This is a genomic window from Bradyrhizobium nanningense (assembly GCF_004114535.1).
Lineage (GTDB): Bacteria > Pseudomonadota > Alphaproteobacteria > Rhizobiales > Xanthobacteraceae > Bradyrhizobium > Bradyrhizobium nanningense.
In genome coordinates, this window is record NZ_LBJC01000007.1 from 269,562 (window position 1) to 291,655 (window position 22,094).

The 22,094-nt window shown below is 64.1% G+C and carries 16 protein-coding genes; 3 read left to right on the forward strand and 13 right to left on the reverse strand.

Annotated elements, in window-relative coordinates:
• Positions 1–56: 56 nt before the first annotated feature.
• On the forward strand, positions 57–518 hold the full coding sequence (locus XH84_RS05175) for an Lrp/AsnC family transcriptional regulator (RefSeq protein WP_097659511.1): 462 nt from the start codon (positions 57–59) through the stop codon (positions 516–518).
• A 76-nt stretch (positions 519–594) separates the two neighbouring features.
• Here XH84_RS05175 and XH84_RS05180 read toward each other — a convergent pair whose 3' ends face one another.
• The 13 genes from XH84_RS05180 to XH84_RS05240 all read right to left on the reverse strand — a co-directional run bounded on the left by XH84_RS05180 (position 595) and on the right by XH84_RS05240 (position 18,769).
• Positions 595–2,172 (reverse strand): metallophosphoesterase, encoded by a 1,578-nt coding sequence (locus XH84_RS05180; RefSeq protein WP_128916922.1) that lies wholly within the window; start codon positions 2,170–2,172, stop codon positions 595–597.
• 15 nt (positions 2,173–2,187) lie between these two features.
• Positions 2,188–4,032, reverse strand: coding sequence for a hypothetical protein (locus XH84_RS05185; RefSeq protein ID WP_128916921.1), 1,845 nt, complete (start codon positions 4,030–4,032; stop codon positions 2,188–2,190).
• 1,124 nt (positions 4,033–5,156) lie between these two features.
• Positions 5,157–6,236 (reverse strand): zinc-binding dehydrogenase, encoded by a 1,080-nt coding sequence (locus XH84_RS05190; protein WP_128916920.1) that lies wholly within the window; start codon positions 6,234–6,236, stop codon positions 5,157–5,159.
• 58 nt (positions 6,237–6,294) lie between these two features.
• Positions 6,295–7,236: a DMT family transporter gene (locus XH84_RS05195; RefSeq protein ID WP_164935947.1), complete on the reverse strand. Its 942-nt coding sequence runs from the start codon at positions 7,234–7,236 to the stop codon at positions 6,295–6,297.
• 188 nt (positions 7,237–7,424) lie between these two features.
• The gene (locus XH84_RS05200) at positions 7,425–8,264 is read right to left on the reverse strand and encodes an aldo/keto reductase (RefSeq protein WP_128916918.1); all 840 of its coding nucleotides are present in this window, start codon (positions 8,262–8,264) and stop codon (positions 7,425–7,427) included.
• Positions 8,265–8,272: 8 nt separating this feature from the next.
• Positions 8,273–9,169 carry an SMP-30/gluconolactonase/LRE family protein gene (locus tag XH84_RS05205; protein WP_128917181.1) on the reverse strand — a complete coding sequence of 299 codons (897 nt, stop codon included), beginning with the start codon at positions 9,167–9,169 and terminating at the stop codon, positions 8,273–8,275.
• Between the two features lie 282 nt (positions 9,170–9,451).
• Entirely contained in the window at positions 9,452–12,157 is a 2,706-nt protein-coding gene (locus tag XH84_RS05210; RefSeq protein ID WP_128916917.1) for a nitrate reductase, read from the reverse strand.
• A 27-nt stretch (positions 12,158–12,184) separates the two neighbouring features.
• Entirely contained in the window at positions 12,185–13,402 is a 1,218-nt protein-coding gene (locus XH84_RS05215; protein ID WP_164935914.1) for an NAD(P)/FAD-dependent oxidoreductase, read from the reverse strand.
• A gap of 10 nt (positions 13,403–13,412) precedes the next feature.
• On the reverse strand, positions 13,413–13,841 hold the full coding sequence (locus XH84_RS05220) for a globin family protein (protein ID WP_128916915.1): 429 nt from the start codon (positions 13,839–13,841) through the stop codon (positions 13,413–13,415).
• Positions 13,842–13,963: 122 nt separating this feature from the next.
• Complete coding sequence (locus XH84_RS05225; RefSeq protein ID WP_128916914.1) at positions 13,964–15,343, reverse strand: MFS transporter; 1,380 nt, start codon at positions 15,341–15,343, stop codon at positions 13,964–13,966.
• Positions 15,344–15,682: 339 nt separating this feature from the next.
• Positions 15,683–16,477 (reverse strand): ABC transporter ATP-binding protein, encoded by a 795-nt coding sequence (locus XH84_RS05230; protein WP_128916913.1) that lies wholly within the window; start codon positions 16,475–16,477, stop codon positions 15,683–15,685.
• 13 nt (positions 16,478–16,490) lie between these two features.
• A complete protein-coding gene (ntrB, locus tag XH84_RS05235) occupies positions 16,491–17,387 on the reverse strand; it encodes a nitrate ABC transporter permease (protein ID WP_128916912.1) in 897 nt (298 codons plus the stop codon).
• 62 nt (positions 17,388–17,449) lie between these two features.
• Positions 17,450–18,769 (reverse strand): CmpA/NrtA family ABC transporter substrate-binding protein, encoded by a 1,320-nt coding sequence (locus tag XH84_RS05240; protein WP_128916911.1) that lies wholly within the window; start codon positions 18,767–18,769, stop codon positions 17,450–17,452.
• 679 nt (positions 18,770–19,448) lie between these two features.
• Here XH84_RS05240 and XH84_RS05250 point away from each other — a divergent pair.
• Both XH84_RS05250 and XH84_RS05255 read left to right on the forward strand, forming a co-directional pair.
• Positions 19,449–20,288 (forward strand): formate/nitrite transporter family protein, encoded by an 840-nt coding sequence (locus XH84_RS05250; protein WP_128916910.1) that lies wholly within the window; start codon positions 19,449–19,451, stop codon positions 20,286–20,288.
• Positions 20,289–20,348: 60 nt separating this feature from the next.
• Positions 20,349–22,085: a bifunctional protein-serine/threonine kinase/phosphatase gene (locus tag XH84_RS05255; protein ID WP_164935946.1), complete on the forward strand. Its 1,737-nt coding sequence runs from the start codon at positions 20,349–20,351 to the stop codon at positions 22,083–22,085.
• Positions 22,086–22,094: the final 9 nt, after the last annotated feature.

Here is a 22,094-nt window from a genome sequence, read left to right on the forward strand (position 1 = left end):
CCCGCGATATTGGGATATTTTACCAATGGAACGCCCCCATGACAGGTTTCATCCCAATGCCCGAGCTCGACGCCATCGACCGCAAGATCCTGAGCCATCTCCAGGCCGACAGCCGGCTGACCATGCAGGAACTCGCCGACAAGGTGGGCCTGTCGGTCTCGCCCTGCCATCGCCGGGTCAAGCTGCTGGAGGAACGCGGCGTGATCTCGCGCTATGTCGCGACCGTGGACCAGAAGGCGCTGGGGCTACATGTCAGCGTCTTCATCTCGATCAAGCTGGCACGGCAGAAGGAAGAGGATCTCAACCGCTTCGCGCGCGCGATCTCGAAATGGGACGAGGTGCTGGAATGCTATCTGATGACCGGCAACCGCGATTATCTCTTGCGCGTCGTCGCCGCAGACCTCGCCTCCTACGAGACCTTCCTCAAGACCAAGCTGACCCGGCTCGACGGCATCGCCTCGATCGAATCGAGCTTTGCGCTGAGCCAGGTGAAGTATTCGATCGCGCTGCCGGTGTGATGCAACCGGAACGTCGGCGCAACAATCGTTCAAGACCGGCAGCGCTGCGGCAACAAAGCCGTGCCGCGGCTGCCGCTCAATGACACCTCGGATCGTCAGGCGTCGTGAAACTGCCTGCGCCGTCTTCCGGCATGTGCCAAGCCACAGTCTTGGGAACGGGAAGTTGTCCCGGCGCAGGAGCTGACACCACGACGGCCGTGTAGCAGGGCGGCAATTCTTCAAGGCTCATCGAACGCAAAGCTTCCTGTGGTTCGCGACCGCCGAGACGCCTAATGAACCCTGCGTCGTCAATCAGCCGCTGGAATGCGCCGGTGTTTGCGATCGTAATCGTTACCGGCGAGCCTTCAACGTCGACACGCCAGGGCTCCTCGTACTGGTGGGTGTGACCATAGATGAAGACACGCATCGACTTGTGGTCGGCTTGGCGGGCAGCGAGATGTTTCGCCATCACCTTACTCTTGGAAGAGAGGAAATGCTCGACGAGACTCCCAAGCTGCATGTCCCAGCAGATCTGGTCCTTTTCATTCGCCGCGATCATATCGCAGAGCTGTTGAACTTCTGCGTCAGGAAGTTGCTCCTTGTCGTTCGCCAGCTTAGTCAGCTCAGATTTGATCGCCATTGCCTCTTCATCGTCTCTCGACAATTGCTGCCTGAGCGGATCCTCCTTTGGCAGCGCATAGAGGAAGAGCATCGCGCCCTTGCCGCGCGCGATCCCGATATCCCAGTTGACCTTGCCAGCAGGAGGCTTGCCGAGCATGACGGATTTCTGCCTCAGCGACGTTTCCAACAAGTTGAAGCTCAACAATCTGGCGACGTCGGACGCCGAGCCCCAGAGCCCCCGATCCGCGGCGCGATACCGGGCTCCCGCGGTCTCCGGGCTGAGATTGTCGATGATCGAATAAGTCCTTTCCTGATCGTTGAACAGCCGCTGAACGAACAGCTCGCCCCATGGCCGAACAATGTAGTCCTTGCCGTCGACGTGCCGAGATATCGCGGGCCATGTTGCGTATTTGTTGACGTCCTGACCGATCTGGTTGCCGTGTTCCGCCAGGATGCGGCCGTCGGCGGAAATCCACACGCCTTCGGTCACGAGGTTGATGCGGCCACTGGCGGCATTCAACGCAGCTCCGAGCGCATTCCAGATCGCGGCATAGCGCAATGTGGAGTCGTGGTTTCCTACGATGATGTGCAACCGGTTTTCGCCGCGCTCGGCAAACGCCCGCAAGAGGCCGAGATCACCCGCATGTTCGGCTGCCACTTTTTCGACCAGCGCGGCCATCTCGTCGATCGTGCAGCCGAGATCTGCGCCCGCGCCGCCGCATTTGATGTCGGCTGGCGGTTGCCAGAGTTCGAGAAAGTCGCCGACGATGACGAGATCGACGCGTTGCTCGCCATCCTCGGTGATCCTGTTCAGGAAGCCCTCGAGTGCTCTCGGCCAGCGGAAGTCCTCCGTCGGGTCCCAGGCGGCGCCGGCCTGCTTGCCGACGCCGAAATGCAGATCGCTGATGAACACGCTGTGTCGGGGCGAGGCGGCCGGGGCCTGATAGGGCACCTGGGCGACGCCAGGCGCGTTTGCATCGTCGGCCCGAACGTCAGCAACCGGGAAAGCCAGGATGATCGCGACCATGAGCGCTGCCGTCTGACGACGTTTCATGCCGCACCTTGCTGGTTAGGGCTGGACACAGAGCTTGATCGCGGGATTGCCGAGCAGCACATATTCGAGACCCAGCTCGCTGTAATCGGCATCGGCCTTGTCCTTGAATTTTTGAGCCGTTCGCGCGATCGTCTTGTCGAAAAGATCGAGGATGGTGGGGGGCGGCTTCTGCGACGTGACCTCGGCCATGATCTCCGCAAACGAGCTGGCGAAGACGACGCCGTACCCGGCGTCGATCGTGAACGGCGAGGCGATCAACGTGTCGAATCCCTGCTCGTTCAGCCGCTGCAACAACGCCGTATTCCGGCCCTTGGCAGACGCGGCGGAACAGGCGGCGAAGATGCCGACGCTCCCGGACGGAAACTTCTTCTCGATATCTTGCGAAATGATGTGATCCGTCGACTCCGCAAACCACATCGCGCCCTCGTCCTGGTGGGCGAGAACGACGAATCCGACCGCGGAAGCCGGCGCCAGGGTTAGCAACGGCGTCACCGAGCTCGTCGTCGCGGCAAGATATTGCCTGAGCTTGTCGATCTCGGAAATCCGCGTTCCCGGGACCTTGGCGGGGAAAAAGCCGGGTGGCATCACAGCGCCAGGAACGTTCTCCAACCCATCCGGAACCGCAAACATCCAATCGCCGATGCACTTGTCGCGAGATGGATATCGCTCGATCGCCATCGGCTGCACCACGATGATCGGCTTATCCAGGACGGGGTCCGGTCCCTTGGCGCCGAGAATTCCGAGCGGAACGTAGATGCTGCGATTCTGACCGCCGGTTACGTCCGAGGCGACACGCACCACCACCACGGGAGATCCGGTGCTCTCGCGAACGATGGCCCGGAAGGCCGCCCACGCGTTCTTGGCTTCGTCTTCCGTCGAATTTCCGGATTTCGTGGAGAACAGGATCTTTGCAAGCTCCTTGGCAGCGGGAAGATAGCCGCCCGGCTTCTTGTCGGCGGAATCCTTGCGCGCCTTCAAAATCATGTTCTGGAAGCGATCAGTCTTCAGGAAATCGACGACGCTCGACGCCGTCTGCCAACCATAGACCAGCGTCTTTCCGGGGCGACCATCGACGAATACCGCCATGCTGTAGGTTTCGAAATCGAAGATGTGAAGCGCGGCGGCCGCGGTCGCGTCCGCGCCCGAGCCCTCCATTCCGAGCGATACTTCGCGCAAGGAGTTGAGGCCGCCCGAGAGCGCGGCGGCCTGCGCCGGATCGGCGCTGTCGCAAACAGGCGCGGACGTATTGGTGTCGCCGATGGACACGCGCTGCACGAGATGATCGAGCGGCTGCAGACCCCTGAAGATCGCGAAGGCGATCGTGGCACAGCCCTCCGATTCCGCGGTCAGCCCGATCTGAATGCTACCAGCACTGGCCTGTTTCGACAGTTCGGTGATCGACATCGAACCGTCAGCGTATCTCTTCGCCGCATCCGCGTCCGGATGCCGGATCTTGTCCAGGTCGATCTTCATCGTGTAGGAGTGCCGATCGTCTCCGAGCCTGAGGCCGGAGCCCTCGGGAATGAGCGGCTTGATGGTCAGGACAACGTCGTGCGTCCTGGAATCGGCGATCATCTCCGCAAATCCCGGATCCACTTGCGCTCCGGAGGACTGAGTTGCTCGACGCAGCAATGCGTAATTGAACGCAGCCACGTCGAGCGTGTAGGTGTAGGTGTTGTTGGCAATCAGAATATTTGCTGCCGGCCCGCCTCCGTCGACGAACCACCCGTTCCAGTAGGCTGAGGTGTTGACCGGTTCGGGTGTTGGCGAACCAGCATTGGGCACCGGCGTCGGACTCGGCGCTGGCGAGGCCGTGACCTGCTTGTCGACGGCGACATCACCAGCGGCTCCCGGCCCCATCGGCGCCGCTGGTCCCGAGGGCCGCGCGTCCGAGGCTATCTTGCCGTCCAGATCAAATGGGGGCGCCGCTCGGCCCACGAAGTCTCCAATGCGACCGTCCGCCCGCGGAAGTCCCGTGCCAGGCGCGATCGGTGTAGGCGCAGATGGCGCCGCGGACCCCATCGGTGGTGGCGCGGCGGAGGCAACTGGCGGGGGTGCGGGACTGGGCGTCGCCGAGGCCACCGGCGGCGCGGGGGCTATCGGTGCTGACATTGGCGGTTGTGACTCGCGCCTGGGCGCGGCCCGCGGCCCCAATCGCGCCCGAGGCTCGGCCGTTCCTTCGATCGTGGCGATTCTGCCATGTGAGGGGGCCGGGATCCTCTCTTGGGCCGACGCCTTCACGTCGCCGCCCGCACCCGGCGTCTGCGAAGCTGGTTCGCGCGCGGGGACGGCTTGTGGTTTCACCTCCGGCAACGATTGCGCCGCATCATCGATTCTGGCGACCTTGCTATCGATACGCGCGGGAGCTTGCTTGACGATCGGCGCGGTTTCTACCGACGGTGGCGCAGGCGCGAACGGTGCCTTCGGCAAGTCCTGCGGCGATTGCGGCCGCGCCGGCGGGTCGCGGCCCCTCGCATCGAGACTCGGCGGAGCCCGGAGCGGCGCGCGAAGCTCCTGCATCGTGTTCAGGGCCGCCGATTGCAGCAACAGGAACAGGCCCGCAACAACCGTCAAGCCTGCCATGCCACCAGTGGCGAGCCACCGCGGCGCGAACCGATTGGAACGCAAAGCGACGAACGCCAAGAGACCGAGATGGGCTGCGACCAATGTCACGAACCAGAGCGGCGGCACATCTACGCCAATGGCCTGCAACCCGTAGGCCTCGAACCACGCGAGCGATACGCAGACGAGAATGCCGACCGCCCCCAGAAACACCGTTCTGACAGGGGACACCAGCGTGTGCGCTTCTGCGGCTTGAATACCTGCCACGGCGAACCCGCAAAAAATGGATTGCAAGAAATAATCGCCGAGATTGTCACAAGAAACCCTGCGCGTCTACCCTTACGTGCAAGCGTCCCAGGGAACCCGTTCGCCGCTTGCGGAGCGCGCGATCAAAATGAGCGGAGACCGCCCCCGACGCGGCCTCACCGCCACGGCTGCACGATGATCTTGGTGTGCGCCTCGGGATTGGCGAGGTCGGCGAAGGCCTTGGCGACGCCGTCGAGGCCGACCTCCGCTGTCACCATGGCGGCGGCGTCCACTCGACCTTCCGCGATCAGGCGCAGTGACGCTGCGAACTCCTCCGGCGTGTAGCCGAGCACGTATTGGACGTTCAGCTCCTTCATGATGCCGAGCATCGGCTCGTTTCTGTCGCCCTCCATGCAGACGCCAACCACGACGATCCTGGCATCGCGCGGGGCGCCCTCGAACACCTGCTGCAGCAGGCCGGGAACGCCGACGCATTCGAAGATGATGGCGGGCTTCAGCGCCGGCAGCATCGCCTGGAACGGCGGCCGCGCCGCCTTCTCGGCGTCCGACATCTGGGCGTGCTCGGCCCAGGTCGCATAGGGCTGCGATACGCTGGGATCGACCACGACATCGGCGCCGAGCTTGGCTGCGAGCGCGCGTCGTGCCGGCGAATAGTCGGCGGCCACAATGGGATGCAGTCCCCTCAGCTTCAGCGCCGCGATCACCGCAAGCCCGACCGGGCCGCAGCCGATCACCAGCGGCACCTCGCCGCCACTTATGTTGGCTTTCGCCACGGCGTGAACCCCGACGGCGAGCGGCTCGGTCAGCGCCGCGTGTTCCGGCGCCAGCCCATTGGGCACTTCGAGCAGTAGCGCTTCGCTCAGCAGCATCGCCTCGGCATAGCCGCCGATATTGTCGTTGGAATAGCCGATGCCCTCGATGCCTTGCGGCGTTACCAGCGCCGGCAGCGAGCAGACGCGCGTGCCTGGCTTGAGCTTGCGCGCGGTGCCGGAACCGTAGTCGACGATCTCGCAGCAGAACTCGTGGCCGAACACGACGTCGCGCGACAAGTCCATCGGCTTGCGTCCGGTCCTCCTCGCCATCTCCACCATGCGATGGGCGTGCTGCCGCGCGTGCAGGTCGGAGCCGCAGATGCCGCAGGCGAGCGTCTTGACCAGCACCTGGCCCGGACCCGGCGTCGGGTCGGCCATCTGGCCAACGACAATCTCACCGTTCCTGAAAATCGCAGCGCGCATCCGGCTCCTCCCTATCGTTGGAGCCATTGATAGCACGAAGCGGACGCGGCGACTTGCGTCAGGGGTTCGGGGAACGCTCTTCCAGCACCAAGAGCTGGGCACGGCGCACCCGCTCGCGATGCGCGATGTAGAGGCCGCTGGCGACGATGAACGCGGCGCCGACGACCGTCCAGACGTCAGGCACCTCACCGAAGATGAAGAAGCCCAAAATGCTGACCCAGAGCAGCTGCGTGTAGGAGAACGGCGCCAGCACCGAGGCATCGCCATAGCGATAGGCCAGCACGATGATCCACTGGCCAACAGTCGAGGCGACGCCGATCACGATACCGAGGCCGATTCCCGTCCAGCTCGGCGTGACCCAGACGAACGGCACCATCAGAGAGAGGATTGCAACACCGGTCAGCGCGGAATAGGCCATGGTGGTGAGCACGGCCTCGCGCCCGCTCATCATCCGCGTCAGGATCAGCGCGGCAGCCCAGCAGAACGCCGAGATGATCGGGAAGAACGCGGCGGCGTGGAAGGCGCTCGTACCCGGCCGCAGGATGATCAATACGCCCGTCAGGCCGATCGCAGTCGCGATCCAGCGCCGCAGGCCGACCTGCTCGCTCAGGAAGATGATCGACAGCGCGGTGACGAACAGCGGCGAGACGAAGCCGGTGGCGGAGGCTTCCGCAATGGGAAGGAAGCGCAGGCCGGTGATGAAGAACAGCGAGGAGCCGAGCAGCGCAGCACCCCGCATCAATTGCAAGCCGAGGCGCTCGGTGCGCATCGCATGGAGCGGCGAGCCCGGCAGCATCACCGGCGTGAACATCAGCGCGAAGGTGACGAAGCGGATCCAGGTGATCTCGATCGACGGCAGGCTGGTCGACAAATATTTCGCGGTGACGTCGGAAGTGCCGAGAAACACCGTCGATAACAGCACCAGCGCAATGCCCTTGAAGGGATGATCGACGCGCGCGGGCGCGCGGCGAGTCTTCTGCTTCTTCTCCGGCACGGGCATGGGAATAGTGTCGAGCCTTGCGGCTGCGGCGGGCGGCGGTGTCACGGCTGGAACCCGGGCAAAGTGCGAATCGAGGAAGGTTGTAAAAAACGACAAATGCGCCGCGTTCACAACTTCCGAAAACAGGATGCCGATATGCGCGAGCCGCCGCGCGCGTCAATGCTCTGTTAATAGTGGATATTTGTGCATTACAGCATCGGCAGGCTGCGCGGTTTTGGCCCGCGCGGAAACGCCGCATCGAGCGCCGCAATCTCGTCTTTCGTCAGCACGAGATCACCGGCCGCCGCATTCTCACCGGCATGTTCGGCCGATGACGCCTTCGGGATCGCGAACACCGTAGTTGCACGGGTGAGAAAGCTCAGCGCGACCTGTCGCGGCGTCGCGCGACGTGCCTCCGCGATGCGCGCCAGCACGGCACCGCCCTTGCTGCGCGCATCCGGGAAGTCGTCGTGCCCGAACGGCGAATAGGCGACGACGGCGACGCCATGCTTCTCGCACCACGGGATCACCGCGTGCTCGATCGCGCGCTCCTTCAGATGATAGAGCACCTGATTGCAGGCGATGCGGCCCTCGCCGGAAACATCGAGAATCTCGTCGAGATCGTCGGCGTCGAAATTGGAGACACCCCAGGATTTGATCTTGCCTGATGTCACCAGGTCCTCAAATGCAGCCACCGTGTCTTCCAGCGGATAGGAACCGCGCCAGTGCAGCAGATAACAATCGAGACGGTCGGTCTTGAGCCGCTTCAGCGAGCGCTCGCAGGCCGTGATGGTTCCGCGGCGCGAGGCATTGCTCGGCAGCACCTTGGAGACCAGGAACACCCCATCGCGACGTCCCGCGATGGCATCGGCAATGACGAGCTCCGCGTCGCCATACATCTCGGCGGTGTCGATATGCGTCATGCCGAGATCGAGCCCGCGCTGAAGCGCGGCAATCGCGTGGCTGCGGTCGCCGTGGTCGAGATACCAGCTGCCCTGCCCGATGACGGAGACATTGGCGCCGGTCTTGCCGAAGGGGTTTGTGTTCATGTCTGAGCTCACAGTCCGCTGATGTCCGCCACCAGCACGCTGCCGGTCGACGACTCCGTGATATAGAGACGATCCTTGCTGGCGCCACCGATCGCGACGTTGGTGCAGTTCGGCCCCGCGCACGACTTGATCCGCGCGATCAGTTCGCCGTTCGGCGCGAACACGAAGACGTGGCCGAGCGAGGCGTGGCCGACGAACAGGCGGCCCTTCGCATCCATCGTCAGGCCGTCGGGACCGCTGGTGCCGAACAGCGAGCAGAAACGGCCGACCTTGGACACGCTGCCGTCCTTCATGAACGGCAACCGCCACACTGCATTGTCGCGCGTCATCGCGACGAACAGCACGGTTTCGGTCGGGTCGAGCACCAGGCCATTCGGGCTGATACCGGTGTTGATCAGGCAATCGAGCCGGCCATTCGATGCCAGCCGATAGACCCGGCCACTCGGGTCATGCAGGCCAGTCTGGCCCTGGTCGGTGAAATAGATATCTCCGTTGGACGCCGGATGCAGATCGTTGCAGCCGCGAAACGATTCCGAATTGCGCGCCGTCAGGACCGGCGTCGTGCGGCCGGCTTTGACATCCAGCTCCATGATGCCGTGCATGTAATCGGCCACCAGGATGCGGCCGTCGGCGGCGATCTTCAGCCCGTTCGGCCATCCCTCATATTCGATCACGAGCGACCATTCACCGTCAGGCGCGATGCGGAAGATGCGACCGAACGGAATGTCGACGATGTAGAGATTGCCGTCCTTGTCGAAGGATGGCCCCTCGATGAAACTGTCAGTCGGCACATTCGGCCGGTTGGCGTCGGCCCATTCCGTCCGCACGCCTTTGCGGCGGAATCTGTCGGGCATCGCGGAGAAGAGCCTGGTTTCGATCAGGCGCGGCGGCGTTTCCAGATACATCATTGTTGTTGTGTTTGTTGGGGGAGAGCGCGCCAGCATAGGACACAATCGACGGCGCGTCGATTGTGCAGAGGGCATACCGCTCTCGTGTCCCGGACGCGCCGCAACGCATCAGCGTTGCGGCGCAGAGCCGGGACCCAGAAAAGCCGTGCAACGTTGCAACGTGGGCCCCGGCTCTGCAGCGCACCGTCGAAGGGACGCTGCGCTGCGTCCGGGGCACGAGACCGTAGTCTCGGCACCCCCCTGCATCAACACCGTCATTGCGAGCGGAGAGAGCCAGGCCTAACCCGCAACCCCCGCGACCTTCGCCGGCTTCAGTGGCGCGTCGTCCGTCGTCGCGATCAGCCGCTTCAGCTCGGGGATGCAGGAGCCGCAATTGGTGCCGGCCTTGAGCCTGACACCGATCTCGGCCGCCGTGCGCGCGCCGGTGGCGATGGTATCGCAGATAGTGCCGCGGCCGACGCCGAAGCAGGCGCAGACGATCGGTCCGGTCGAGACCGCCCCCTCCGTCGACTTGCCCGATAGCAGCATGCGGCGCTGCTCGTCGGTGACGTGATCGGCCGCGAAGGCACTTCTGACCACCTCCCAATCGCCGGCGTCATGTCCGGGGCCGACGAACAGACAAGCCTCGATGCGATCACCTGCGAAGGCGGCAGCACGATAGATGCCGCCGCCAAGATCGCGATATTCGGCGACGTCCTCGCCGGCGACACCATCGAGCCAGGCCGGCCAGCGCGACAGATCCGCGTTGTCGGCGAACAGATAGCCAAAACCGCCGGCGACCGTGACGCGGGTCCACAACAGATTCGGCGGCAGGTCGAGCTGCCGTCGTGACAGCGCAAAACCGCGGAAGACGAATTCGTAAGGCGCGATCGCGGCAGGCGTCGCCTTGGACTCGGGCTGGCCCGAGAACGGATCGGTGAACGACTGCACCAGTGCCCCGACGCGGCCGTGCGAGGCATTCATCGCGCTCCAGTGGATCGGAACGAAGAGTGCGCCACGCTGCTGGCGGTCACTCACAACCACCTTCAGGATACATTGGCCATAATCGGTGGTGACGCGGGCATAGCCGTCATGGACGATGCTGTATTTGTTGGCGTCATCGGGATGGATCTCGACGAACGGCTCGGGCAGATGCGCGCCGAGCCGCTGGCTCAGTCCGGTACGCGTCATGGTGTGCCACTGATCGCGGATGCGCCCCGTGTTGAGCCTGAGGGGGCGCGAGGCACCGGTCTCGCCGCGCAGCGAGGGCACCTCCGGTGCAACGAAGCGGCCCTTGCCGTCATTGGTGAAGAAGCCGCCGCTCGCGAAGAAACGCTCTCCGGGCGCCCCGCCTTCACGCACCGGCCATTGCACCGGCTTCAAGGCGTCGAAGGCTTCGTCGGAGAGCGAGGTCAGCGCGCCAATGTCGAAATCGCGGTTGCCGTCGTTCTCGAACGCCGAGAGCGCAGCGTGCTCGCGAAAGATGTCGGCGGCGGATTTGTAGTTGAAACTATCGCCGAAGCCGAGACGCTTTGCGGTCTCGCACAGGATCCACCAATCGGGGCGCGCCTCGCCCGGCGCCGGCAGGAACGAGCGCTGGCGCGAGATGCGGCGTTCGGAGTTGGTCACCGTGCCCGACTTCTCACCCCAGGCGAGGGCCGGCAGCAGCACGTGCGGACCCGCCTCGACCGTGTCGTTGGACAAGACGTTCTCGGAGACCACGAACAGCTCGAGCTTCTTCAACGCCTCGCGCACGAAGTCCGCATCGGGCAGCGACACCGCGGGATTGGTGCCCATCACCCAGAGCGCCTTGACCTCACCGCGATTGATGGCCTCGAACAACTGCACCGCCTTCAACCCTTCATGGGTGGCGATGCGCGGCGCCTTCCAGAACCGCCTGACACGATCGATGTCCGGCGGCGTGAAACCCATATGCGCTGCCAGCATATTGGCGAGGCCGCCGACCTCGCGGCCGCCCATCGCATTGGGCTGACCGGTGAGCGAGAACGGCGAGGCGCCCGGCTTGCCGATGCGCCCGGTGGCGAGGTGGCAGTTCAGGATCGCGTTGACCTTGTCGGTACCCTGCGCCGACTGGTTGACGCCCTGCGAATAGAGCGTGACGACGCGCGGCGTGTCGCGAAACATCTTGAAGAAAGCGGCGACGTCCTGCTCGGACAGGCCCGAGGCAAGCGCCGTCGCGCTGACACTGCCGGCGATGCTCCGCGCGCGTACCAGCGCGTCCTCGAAGCCCGACGTATTGTTCGCGACGTAGTCCTTGTCCAACGCGCCGCTATCGACGAGATCAACGAAGAGCCCGGAGAAGAGCGCTGTGTCGGTGCCCGGCTTGAGGCCGAGAAACAAGTCGACGTCATCGGCGGTATCGGTGCGGCGCGGATCGATCACGATCATCCGCGCGCCCCGCTCCTGCCGGTTCTTCAGCATGCGCTGGAACAGTACCGGATGACACCAGGCCGCGTTCGAGCCGACGAAGACGAGCAGATCGGCCTGGTCGAGATCCTCGTAGCAGCCGGGCACGGTGTCGGCGCCGAAGGCGCGGCGATGGCCGGCAACCGACGACGACATGCAGAGCCGCGAATTGGTGTCGACATTCGCCGTGCCGACAAAACCCTTCATCAGCTTGTTGGCGACGTAATAGTCCTCGGTGAGGAGCTGGCCGGAGAGATAGAACGCGACCGCATCGGCGCCGTCGCGGGCCACGATGTGCTGCATGCGATGGGCGACGTGGTCGAGGGCATCGCTCCAGGCGACGCGCTCCAGCACGCCCTTGCAGCGGATCATCGGATAGAGCAGCCGGTTTTCCAGTCCGACGGTCTCGCCGAGCGCCGAGCCTTTCGAGCAGAGCCGGCCGAAATTGGCGGGATGATCAGGATCGCCCGCGATTGCCGCGCCGCCCTTGCCGTCGGGCGTCGCCAGCACGCCGCAGCCGACGCCGCAATAGGGGCAGGTCGTCTTGGTGGCGCGGAGCGAGGGATCGATTGCCGTCATGTCGAACTGCCTTGTCAAGCTGGCCTGTCACGCCGCCTTGGAGGGACGCGCGAGCGCGCGGCCGAACATCATGTCGGTGCGGATCGCCGCCACCTTGTCACGATTGCGGATCAGCTCGAGATACCAGAGCGCATCGACGGTATCGCCGATCAGCACGGCACCGGTGAGCCGGCCGGCCGCGATCACGAGCTTCTTGTAGGTGCCTCGCCTGCGGTCGGTCAGCACCAGGCTCTCGCTGCCCTCCCCGCCCATGAAGTCGCCGGCGGAGAAGACGCTGACTCCGGACACCTTCAGATTGGTCGAGACGACGCTGCCCTGATAGGCGGCGGGCCGGCCGGCCAGATGCCGCGCCAGCACCCGCGCCTGCTCATAGGCGGGCTCGACCAGGCCGTAGCAAGTGCCGCGATGCTCGGCACACTCGCCGAGCGCAAAAATGTCGGACGAGGAGGTTTGCATCACGTCGTTGACGACGACGCCGCGGTTGACGGCGATCCCCGCCTCTTTTGCCAGCGCGACGTTCGGCTTGATCCCGGCAGCGAAGATCACGGCGTCGGCCTCGATACGGCTGCCATCGGCAAGCTCGACGGCCTCGACATGTCCATCGCCATGGATCCGGGCGGTCGAGGCGTTGAGCAGGATGCGGATGCCTTTGCGCTCGACCAGCGTCTTGAGCAGATCGGCGGCCGGCTCGTCGAGCTGGCGCTCCATCAGCCGGTCCATCAGATGCAGCAGCGTCACCGGCGCGCCCGCCTTGGCGAGGCCGTAGGCCGCTTCAAGTCCGAGCAGGCCGCCGCCGACGACGACAACGCGCTTCTTGGCCGCGGCTAGCGTCAGCAAAAGGTCGACGTCGCGCGTATCGCGAAACGTGTGCACGCCGGCGAGATCGGCGCCCGGCAAATTGAGCCGCAGCGGCGTCGAGCCGGTGGCGAGCACGAGCTTGGAATATTCCATGCTCTCCTCGCCCTCGATCTTCAGCTCGCGGCGGCCGGTGTCGATCTCGGTGACGCGATAGCCGTAGCGCACGGTGACGCCGCGATGGCGCCACCAGTCGGCCGGCCGGAGCTCGATCTCGTGCGAGCCGGTCTCGCCGGCCAGCACGGATGAGAGCAACACGCGATTGTAAGCGAGCCGCGGCTCCTCGCCGATGACGGCGACCGCGTAGCGGCCGAGCGCGGTCTTCGCGAGCTCGTCGACCAGACGCGCGGCCGCCATACCGTTACCGACGATGACCAGCGGTTCACTCACGAGGCATCTCCTATTCAGCGGCCTGCGGCTGTGCGCCGTAGGCTTCAGACATCATGTAGCCGGACAGCACGCCGTAGGCGTCGGTCCAGGCCGTTGCCAGTTCGGGCGTCCAGGCTTCGCCAAGACCCTTCTCCAGGGTCCACAGCAGGGTCGCGCCGACCACCGGATAGTGGTCGGCCGTCGCGCCATAGGCGACGTGACGCCTGGCGAGCGCGGAGGCAGCGGGAAGAATGGAGTCCAGGTTCGACAGGCCGCCGACGACGGCGGCGAGCATGCCCATCAGCTTCTTGCGCTGCTCGGTCATGTCCTCGGGAAACATCGCACGCACGGACGGCGCCACCTCGAACAGACGATCGTAGAACAGCACCGCGGCCTGCTCCGATATCGGCGCGACCTTGGCGAAGCTCTGCTGGATGAGGGCGATCTGTTCTGGCGTCATGATGTTCTCCTGTCTGTTTCGGTCTGCCTTCGTCCGCGCCGTTGCGGAAAAAGTTCATGGATCAAACGTCATCAGAGAGACTTCTCCCCGCGTACGGGGAGAAGCGAGATTCGTACCAAGTGCTAGACCCTTGCTTCGGCAAGGCTTGAGGCGCCTTCGCCCTGCGGGCTGCGACGCAGATAGAACCACCAGGTCAGAGCGAGGCAGGTGGCGTAGAAGGCGAGATAGATCACGAGCGCGAGCTGCGGCCCGCCGGTCAGGGCAATCGACTTGCCGAAACCGGTCGGGATCAGATAGCCGCCGACGGCGCCGATGGCGCCGATGAAGCCGACCGCCGCGCCGCTCTCGATGCTCGCCGTCTTCAGCGCCAGCCCGCGCGCCGCATCGCCCTTGCCGCGCACCTTGAACAGGTTCTCCTCGCGGAAGATCGAGGGGATCATGCGATAGGTCGAGCCGTTGCCGATGCCCGTCGTCACGAACAGGATCAGGAACATCGACAGGAAGCCGATGAAATCCTTCTCCCCGACGAAGTAGAGCACGCCGACCGTGGCTCCCGCCATCAAGATGAAGTTCCAGAAGGTGATGATCGAGCCGCCGACCCTGTCGGCAAGCCAGCCGCCGAGCGGACGCGACAACGAGCCGACCAGCGGCCCCAGGAACGCGATCGAGATCGAGATCGCCGGGAATTGCGTCTTGATCAGGAGCGGAAACGCCGCTGAGTAGCCGATGAAGGAGCCGAACGTGCCGATATAGAGGTACGCCATGATCCAGGTGTGCTTGCGTTTGACGATCGCGAGCTGGTTCTTCACCGACGATTTCGCCGACGTGAGGTTGTTCATGAAGAACACCGCGCCGAACACCGCGATCGCGATCGGCAGCACCCACATCAGGCCGGCATTCTGGAGGAAGATGCCGTCGACGGGCGTGGCCTGGAACAGGTTGAACACAGCCAGCGTCATCAGGATCGGGGTCAGGAGCTGCACGCTGGAGACGCCGATATTGCCGCCGGCCGCATTCAGGCCGAGCGCCCAGCCCTTCATCCTGTCGGGGAAGAAGAAGGAGATGTTGGTCATACTGGAGGCGAAGTTGCCGCCGCCAAGGCCGGCGGTCGAGGCGATCAGCAGCATCAGCCAGAACGGCGTGTCAGGCTGGCTCACGAAATAGGCAAGCGACAAGGTTGGAATGAACAGGATCGCCGCACTGAAGATGGTCCAGTTGCGGCCGCCGAAGGTCGTCACTGCGAAAGTATAGGGAAAGCGCATCAGGGCGCCGATCAGGCCCGGCACCGCGACGAGCTGGAACAGCTGGTCGGTGGTGTAGTGGAAGCCTGCCTGCGGCAGCTTGGTGGTGACGATGCTCCAGATCAGCCAGACCGAGAAGCCGATATGCTCGGCCACGATCGACCAGATCAGGTTGCGTCGCGCGATAGTCTTGCCAGTCGCATTCCAGAACGCCTCATCTTCGGGGCGCCAGTCTGAAATCCAAGTCGGATTCTTCGTCATTGAGTATCCCTTTCAGGCTCACCGCTGCGTCGTTGCAGGCTCGGCCTCCGGTCACGGAGGCGCGCTCCGAGGCTTCACCCCGGTGGCGAGTTCACGATGCTGATTGATGATGTTGAGGGACGTCGTCGTTGGCGTCGCGCAAAGACGTTTCAATTTCCGTGCCAGTTGCGCGCACGCTAGAAATACAGGGATTTCAGAACGTTATTCGTGTTGCCCGAATTTTTCGCAGGGTCTTTTCGCACGGTAAATTTGCGATTCGCTCAATCCTTGTGCGACGCACAAGGATTGAGCGGGATGTCGATTATTTGGGCGCACGCGTCGGTCGCGTTAACTTCCGGTTTACGCGGCCTCGACGAAGCGATGACGCTCGTAGAGGAATTCGAGCACGCGCTGGCGGCACTTCAAATAGATGCCGTTGGTGGCAAGCTCGAGCCGTTTGCGCGGCCGTGCCAGCGGCACCTCCAGCACCTCCCCGATGCGCGCGCTCGGCCCGTTCGTCATCATCACGATGCGGTCGGACAAGAGCACGGCCTCGTCGACGTCGTGAGTGATCATCAGGATGGTGTTGCCGAGCTTTTGATGCAGCGCCATCACCGAGTCCTGCAAGTGCGCGCGGGTCAGCGCGTCGAGCGCGCCGAACGGCTCGTCCAGCAGCAGCACCTTCGGCTCCATCGCCAGCGCCCGGGCGATGCCGACGCGCTGCTTCATGCCGCCCGAGATTTCCGACGGGCGCTTGTCCCTGGCATGGGCCATCTGCACGAGGTTGAGATTGTGCATGACCCAGGCGTCGCGCTCGGCGCGGGACTTGGTCCTGGCGAAGACCTTGTCGACGCCGAGCCTGACGTTCTCGTAGACGGTGAGCCACGGCAACAGGCTGTGGTTCTGGAACACCACGGCGCGATCGGGCCCCGGCGAGTTGACCTCGCGATTCTCCAGCAGCACGCCGCCCGTGGTGGCGCCGGTCAGACCTGCGATGATGTTGAGCAAGGTCGACTTGCCGCAACCGGAATGGCCGATGATCGAGACGTATTCGCCTTTCTCGATCGTCAGGTTGATCTCCTTGAGCACCTCGGTGGTGGCGGCGCCGCGGGTAAAGACCTTGTCGATGTGGTCGAGCTTCAGATAGGCGGTCATTTGCCCCCCTCCTTCAATTCTGCGCGGTGCCGCGGGTGACGACCTTGCCGAGGCTCGCGATCAGGCGATCCAGCACGAAGCCGATAATGCCGACATAGAACAGTGCCAGGATGATCTCGCTGATATGCGAGGAGTTCCAGGCGTCCCAGATGAAGAAGCCGATGCCGACGCCGCCGATCAGCATTTCCGCAGCGACGATCGCGAGCCAGGACAGGCCGATGCCGATGCGAAGGCCGGTGAAGATGTAGGGCGCCGCCGCCGGAATCATGATCTTGGAGAAGAACTCGAGCGGATTGAGCTGCACCACCGCGGCGACGTTGCGATAGTCCTGCGGGATGTTGCGGATGCCGACCGCGGTGTTGATGATGATCGGCCAGATCGAGGTGATGAAGATGACGAAGATCGCCGAAGGCTGGCCGTCGCGGAAGGCCGCGAGCGAAAGCGGCAGCCAGGCCAGCGGGGGAATGGTGCGCAGGACCTGGAACAGCGGATCGAGCCCGCGCATCGCCCAGACCGACTGCCCGACCAGCACACCGAGCGCGATGCCGGCGATCGCGGAGAGCGAGTAGCCGAAGGCGACGCGCTGCAGACTGGCGGAGAGATGCCAGAACAGGCCCTTGTCGATGCCGCCATGGTCGAAGAACGGATCGAGGATCAGCTCCTTTGTGTCCTTGAACACTCTCGACGGCGGCGGCAGCGCCGAGCCGGCGCGGCGGCAGATCAGTTCCCACACCAGCGTCAGCAGCGCGATCACGACCAGGGGCGGGATCATGCGAACCGCGGTCTCCCTCGCCATGCGCGCGTAGGCTTCAGTGCGCGGCGGCCGTTTCGGCGTCATCGCGACGACCGGTGCAGCGGCTGCAGCAGGCATCGCAGTCTCAAGGTCGATCTTCGTGGCAGGCATGTTCATCGCTATCTCTCTCCGGCTTCGCAAGGACGATGCGGCCGCCCCGGGGCGGCCGCAGGGCTCCATCAGACTTCGACGCGCTTGATCGCGAGCGACTTCAGATAGGCAGCCGGATTTTCGGGATCGAACACCTTGCCGTCGAAGAAGGCCTCCTTGCCGCGCGAGGTCGAGGCCGGAATCTCGGCGTTGGCCACGCCGAGCGTCTTGGCCGCATCGCGCCACATGTCCTCGCGATTGACCTTGGCGATCAGCGCCTTGGTGTCGAAGCCAGGCTCGTACTTGCCCCAGCGGATGTCCTCGGTCAGGAACCAGAGGTCGTGGCTCTGGAACGGGTAAGAAGCGAAGTCGCGCCAGTACTTCATGATGTGCGGCGAGTTCTCGACCACCTTGCCGGGGATGCCGTAGTCGAACTTGCCGGCGCTGCGGTCGAGCACGTCCTCGACTGGGCAGTTCATCCACTGCCGCTTGCCCATGATGGCGGCAAGCTCGGCCTTGTTCTCGGCCTTGTCGGCCCATTGCTGGGCTTCCATCACCGCCATCAGCAGCGCCTTGGCCGCCTTCGGATATTTGTCGACGAAGGCGGCGCGCATGCCGAAGGATTTTTCCGGATGCTTGTTCCAGAGCTCGCCGGTGGTGACAGCGGTATACCCGATCTTCTGGTGGATCAGCTGCAGATTCCAGGGCTCGCCGACGCAGAAGCAGTCCATGGTGCCGACCTTCATATTGGCCACCATCTGCGGCGGCGGCACCACGATGGTCTCGATGTCCTTGTCGGGATCGATGCCGCCGGCCGCGAGCCAATAGCGGAGCCAGAGGTCATGGGTGCCGCCGGGGAAGGTCATCGCGGCTTTCACCGCCTTGCCGGACGCCTTCTTCTTCTCCAGCGCCGCCTTGAACGGCGTCGCGTCGACGCCGAGCTTGAGGTCGGCATATTCATTGGCGACGGAGATGCACTGGCTGTCGAGATTGAGCCGCGCCAGGATGTACATCGGCGTCGGCTGGTTGTTCTGCGTCACCTTGCCGGCCGAGATCAGATACGGCATCGGGGTGAGGATATGCGCGCCGTCGATGCCGTTGCCTTCGGAGCCGAGCACGAGGTTGTCGCGCGTGGTGCCCCAGGAGGCCTGCTTCTGCACGTCGGTGTCGGGCATGCCGTATTTGGCGAACAGGCCCTTGTCCTTGGCGACGAAGAGCGGGCCGGCATCGGAGAGCGCGATGAAGCCGAGCTTGGCGCCTTTGACCTCGGGGCCTGCGTCCTGAGCGAAGGCGCCGGCGGGGAAATTCAGTTTTGCTGCGGCGAGAAGTGCGGCGGTGGAGCCGGTGGCTTTCAACAATTGACGGCGGCTGAGGCCCGTCTCCGAGGGCCGGCGGGTGCGCTTGGTCATAGGCGGTGTCGTCCTTTGCGTCGTTGCAGAATTGATTGGCGTCAGTGCACACGAGCAGCCCGTCCGTCCGGCGGCGCCATCTTTGGCGCATGCGAACGCACGACGGGGAGACCCCCGTCTGGTGGCGTCGGCAAGTCGGATGAGAAGTCTCGCGGGACGGCTTCAATGGCGTCGGCAGGGAACCATTCAAGCTTCATGCCAAGCCCTTCATCCCTAAAAATGACGAGTATTTAAAGGGTTACGGTGGCCGCGCCGAACTGCCGCAGAGCGGTTCCGCATGGGAAAATTGCGACCTGCTCAATTCTTGTGCGACGCACAAAGATTATGCAACAGCCCAGGCAAAGGGCCTCGGAACACACCGCCCGGGAACTTAGGGCGATATATGCTATTGATATCGCTTCGTTTTTTGTTGCGCCTTGGACGGCACGCGACTTGCATTCCCTCGTCGCGTCAACGAAGACTGCGGCTTGCCGCATTGTTTGCAGCCTCTGGCGGCTGCAGACCGGAAGCTCACCTGGTTCGCGGCCCTCGCCGGCTCAATCCTCGTGACGCGATTCCCAAGGCTTCCAGACTTTCCATAGCCCTCGTGCGCGGCAGGCCAGCCCGCACGGCCAAAGACGTTCAGCCGCGCTCTCTTAGAGGGTGTGTCGATCTCACTTACGAAGCAAAGGAACCATTGATGTCGTATCTCGCGCCTTCGGAATTCGTCACCAAGATGGTGGATGCCGGCGAGTCCAAGATCTTCATGTCCACCCGGGATACCATCATCCGTGCCTACATGGCCGGTGCCATCCTGGCATTGGCGGCGTGGTTCGCCGTCACGATCAACGTCAACACCGGGCAGCCGATCATCGGCGCACTGCTGTTTCCAGTCGGCTTCGCCATGCTCTATTTGCTGGGCTTCGACCTCCTGACCGGCGTGTTCGTACTCTCGCCGCTCGCCCTGATCGACAAGCGCCCGGGCGTTACCCTTGGCGGCGTACTGCGCAATTGGGGTCTCGTCTTCATCGGCAACTTCGCCGGCGCCCTAACGGTGGCCTTCATGATGGCCTTCGTCACGACGTTCGGCTTCACGCAGGCCCCCGACAAGGTCGGCACGGTCATCGGCAATATCGGTGAGGGCCGGACCCTGGGCTATGCCGCGCACGGCGCGGCGGGGATGGCGACGCTGTTCATGCGCGGCATGCTCTGCAACTGGATGGTCTCGACCGGCGTGGTCGGCGCCATGATCTCGACCTCGGTCCCCGGCAAGGTCATCGCGATGTGGATGCCGATCCTGGTGTTCTTCTACATGGTGTTCGAGCATTCCGTCGTGAACATGTTCCTGTTCCCGTCGGGCCTGATGCTCCATGCCAAGTTCTCGATCCTGGACTATCTGATCTGGAACGAGATCCCGACGGTGCTCGGCAACCTCGTCGGCGGGCTCGCCTTCACCGGCCTGACTCTCTACGCCACGCATGTCATGACCCTGCCGAAGCGCCAGGTCGACAAGGCTGCGAAGCCCCGCGTGGCCGCCTGATCGAATACGTCTCGACAGGGGAGCCTTGCCCGAGCAGGGTGAGGCTCCCCTCTCCTGGTGATGGCGAAGATGCGCGGACTCCTGATTTCGGTCGGCCAGCACTCCGACAAGGGCCGCAAGCCGGTCAACCAGGATTTTCACGGCGTTCTGATTCCGGAGGAGCCGCTGCTCGGCCTGAAAGGCATCGCAGCGGTCCTCGCCGACGGCATCTCGAGCAGCAGCGTGAGCCAGATCGCCAGCGAGTCGGCGGTCAAGAGCTTCCTGATGGACTATTACTGCACGTCGGAATCCTGGACGGTGAAAACGTCCGCCCGCCGCGTGCTCGACGCCACCAATTCCTGGCTGCACGCCCAGACGCGCAAGAGCCAATATGCCTATGACCGCGACAAGGGTTATGTCTGCACCCTCAGCGCCATGGTCATCAAGGCGACCACCGCGCACATCTTCCATGTCGGCGACTGCCGCATCTACCGCGTCGCCGGCAAGGCGCTCGAGCAACTGACCGACGATCACCGCATCATCGTGTCGTCGGAGCAGACCTATCTCGGCCGCGCGCTCGGCATCAATCCGCAACTCGAGATCGACTACCAGGCGTTCGAGGTCGAGGCCGGCGACACCTTCCTGCTGGCGACCGACGGCGCCTACGAATTCGTCGACGCGCGTTTCGTCACGAGCGCGCTGAACGAGCACGCAGCCGAGCTCGACGGGGCCGCGAAGGCGATCGTCGAGGAGGCCTACCGGCGCGGCAGCGACGACAACATCACCGTCCAGATCATTCGCATCGACGCTGTGCCGCAGCGCGAGCCGGCCGGCATCTTCAATCAGACCTCGGAATTGCCGCTTCCCGCGCTGCCGGAGCCGCGGGCGATCTTCGACGGCTACCGGATCGTCCGCGAGATCCACGGCAGCAGCCGCAGCCATATCTACCTTGCCGTCGATACCGAGACCGAGCAGCCGGTTGCGCTCAAGCTGCCGTCAGTCGATCTGCGCGACAACGCCGCCTATCTCAAGCGTTTCCTGATGGAGGAGTGGATCGCGCGCCGGATCGACAGCCCGCATGTTCTCAAGCCGCTCTCACAATCGCGGCGCCGCAGCTATCTCTACGTCGCGATGGAATTCGTCGAGGGCCAGACCCTGAAGCAGTGGATGACCGACAATCCGCGCCCCGATCTCGAAACCGTGCGCGGCATCATTGAGCAGATCGCCGCGGGGCTGCGCGCCTTCCATCGCATGGAGATGCTGCATCAGGACCTCAGGCCCGACAACATCCTGATCGACAAGACCGGTACCGCGAAAATCATCGACTTCGGATCGGTCAGGGTCGCCGGCGTCGCCGAGGCCGCGCCGCCGGACGAGGCCGACGAAATCCTGGGCACGATGCAGTACACGGCGCCGGAATATTTTCTCGGGCAAGGGGGCTCACCGCGCTCCGACATGTTTTCGCTGGCCGTGATCTGCTATCAGATGCTGACGGGAAAGCTTCCCTACGGCACCCAGATCGCCAGGATCCGCCGCAAGGCGGATGTGCGGCGGCTCAAATATCGCGCAGCCGACGACGACCGCAATGTCCCGGCCTGGGTCGACGGCGCGCTCCGGCGCGCACTGCATCCCGATCCCTACAAGCGGCATGAGGACCTCTCCGAGTTCATCTTCGAGCTACGCACGCCCAATCCGGCCTATCTCGACACGCGGATCACACCGCTGCTCGAGCGCAGCCCGCTGATGTTCTGGAAGCTGACCTCGGCGGCGCTTGCCTGCGCAGTCGTCGTGCTGCTGGCTCTGCTGCACGCGCGTTAGGACCTAAGG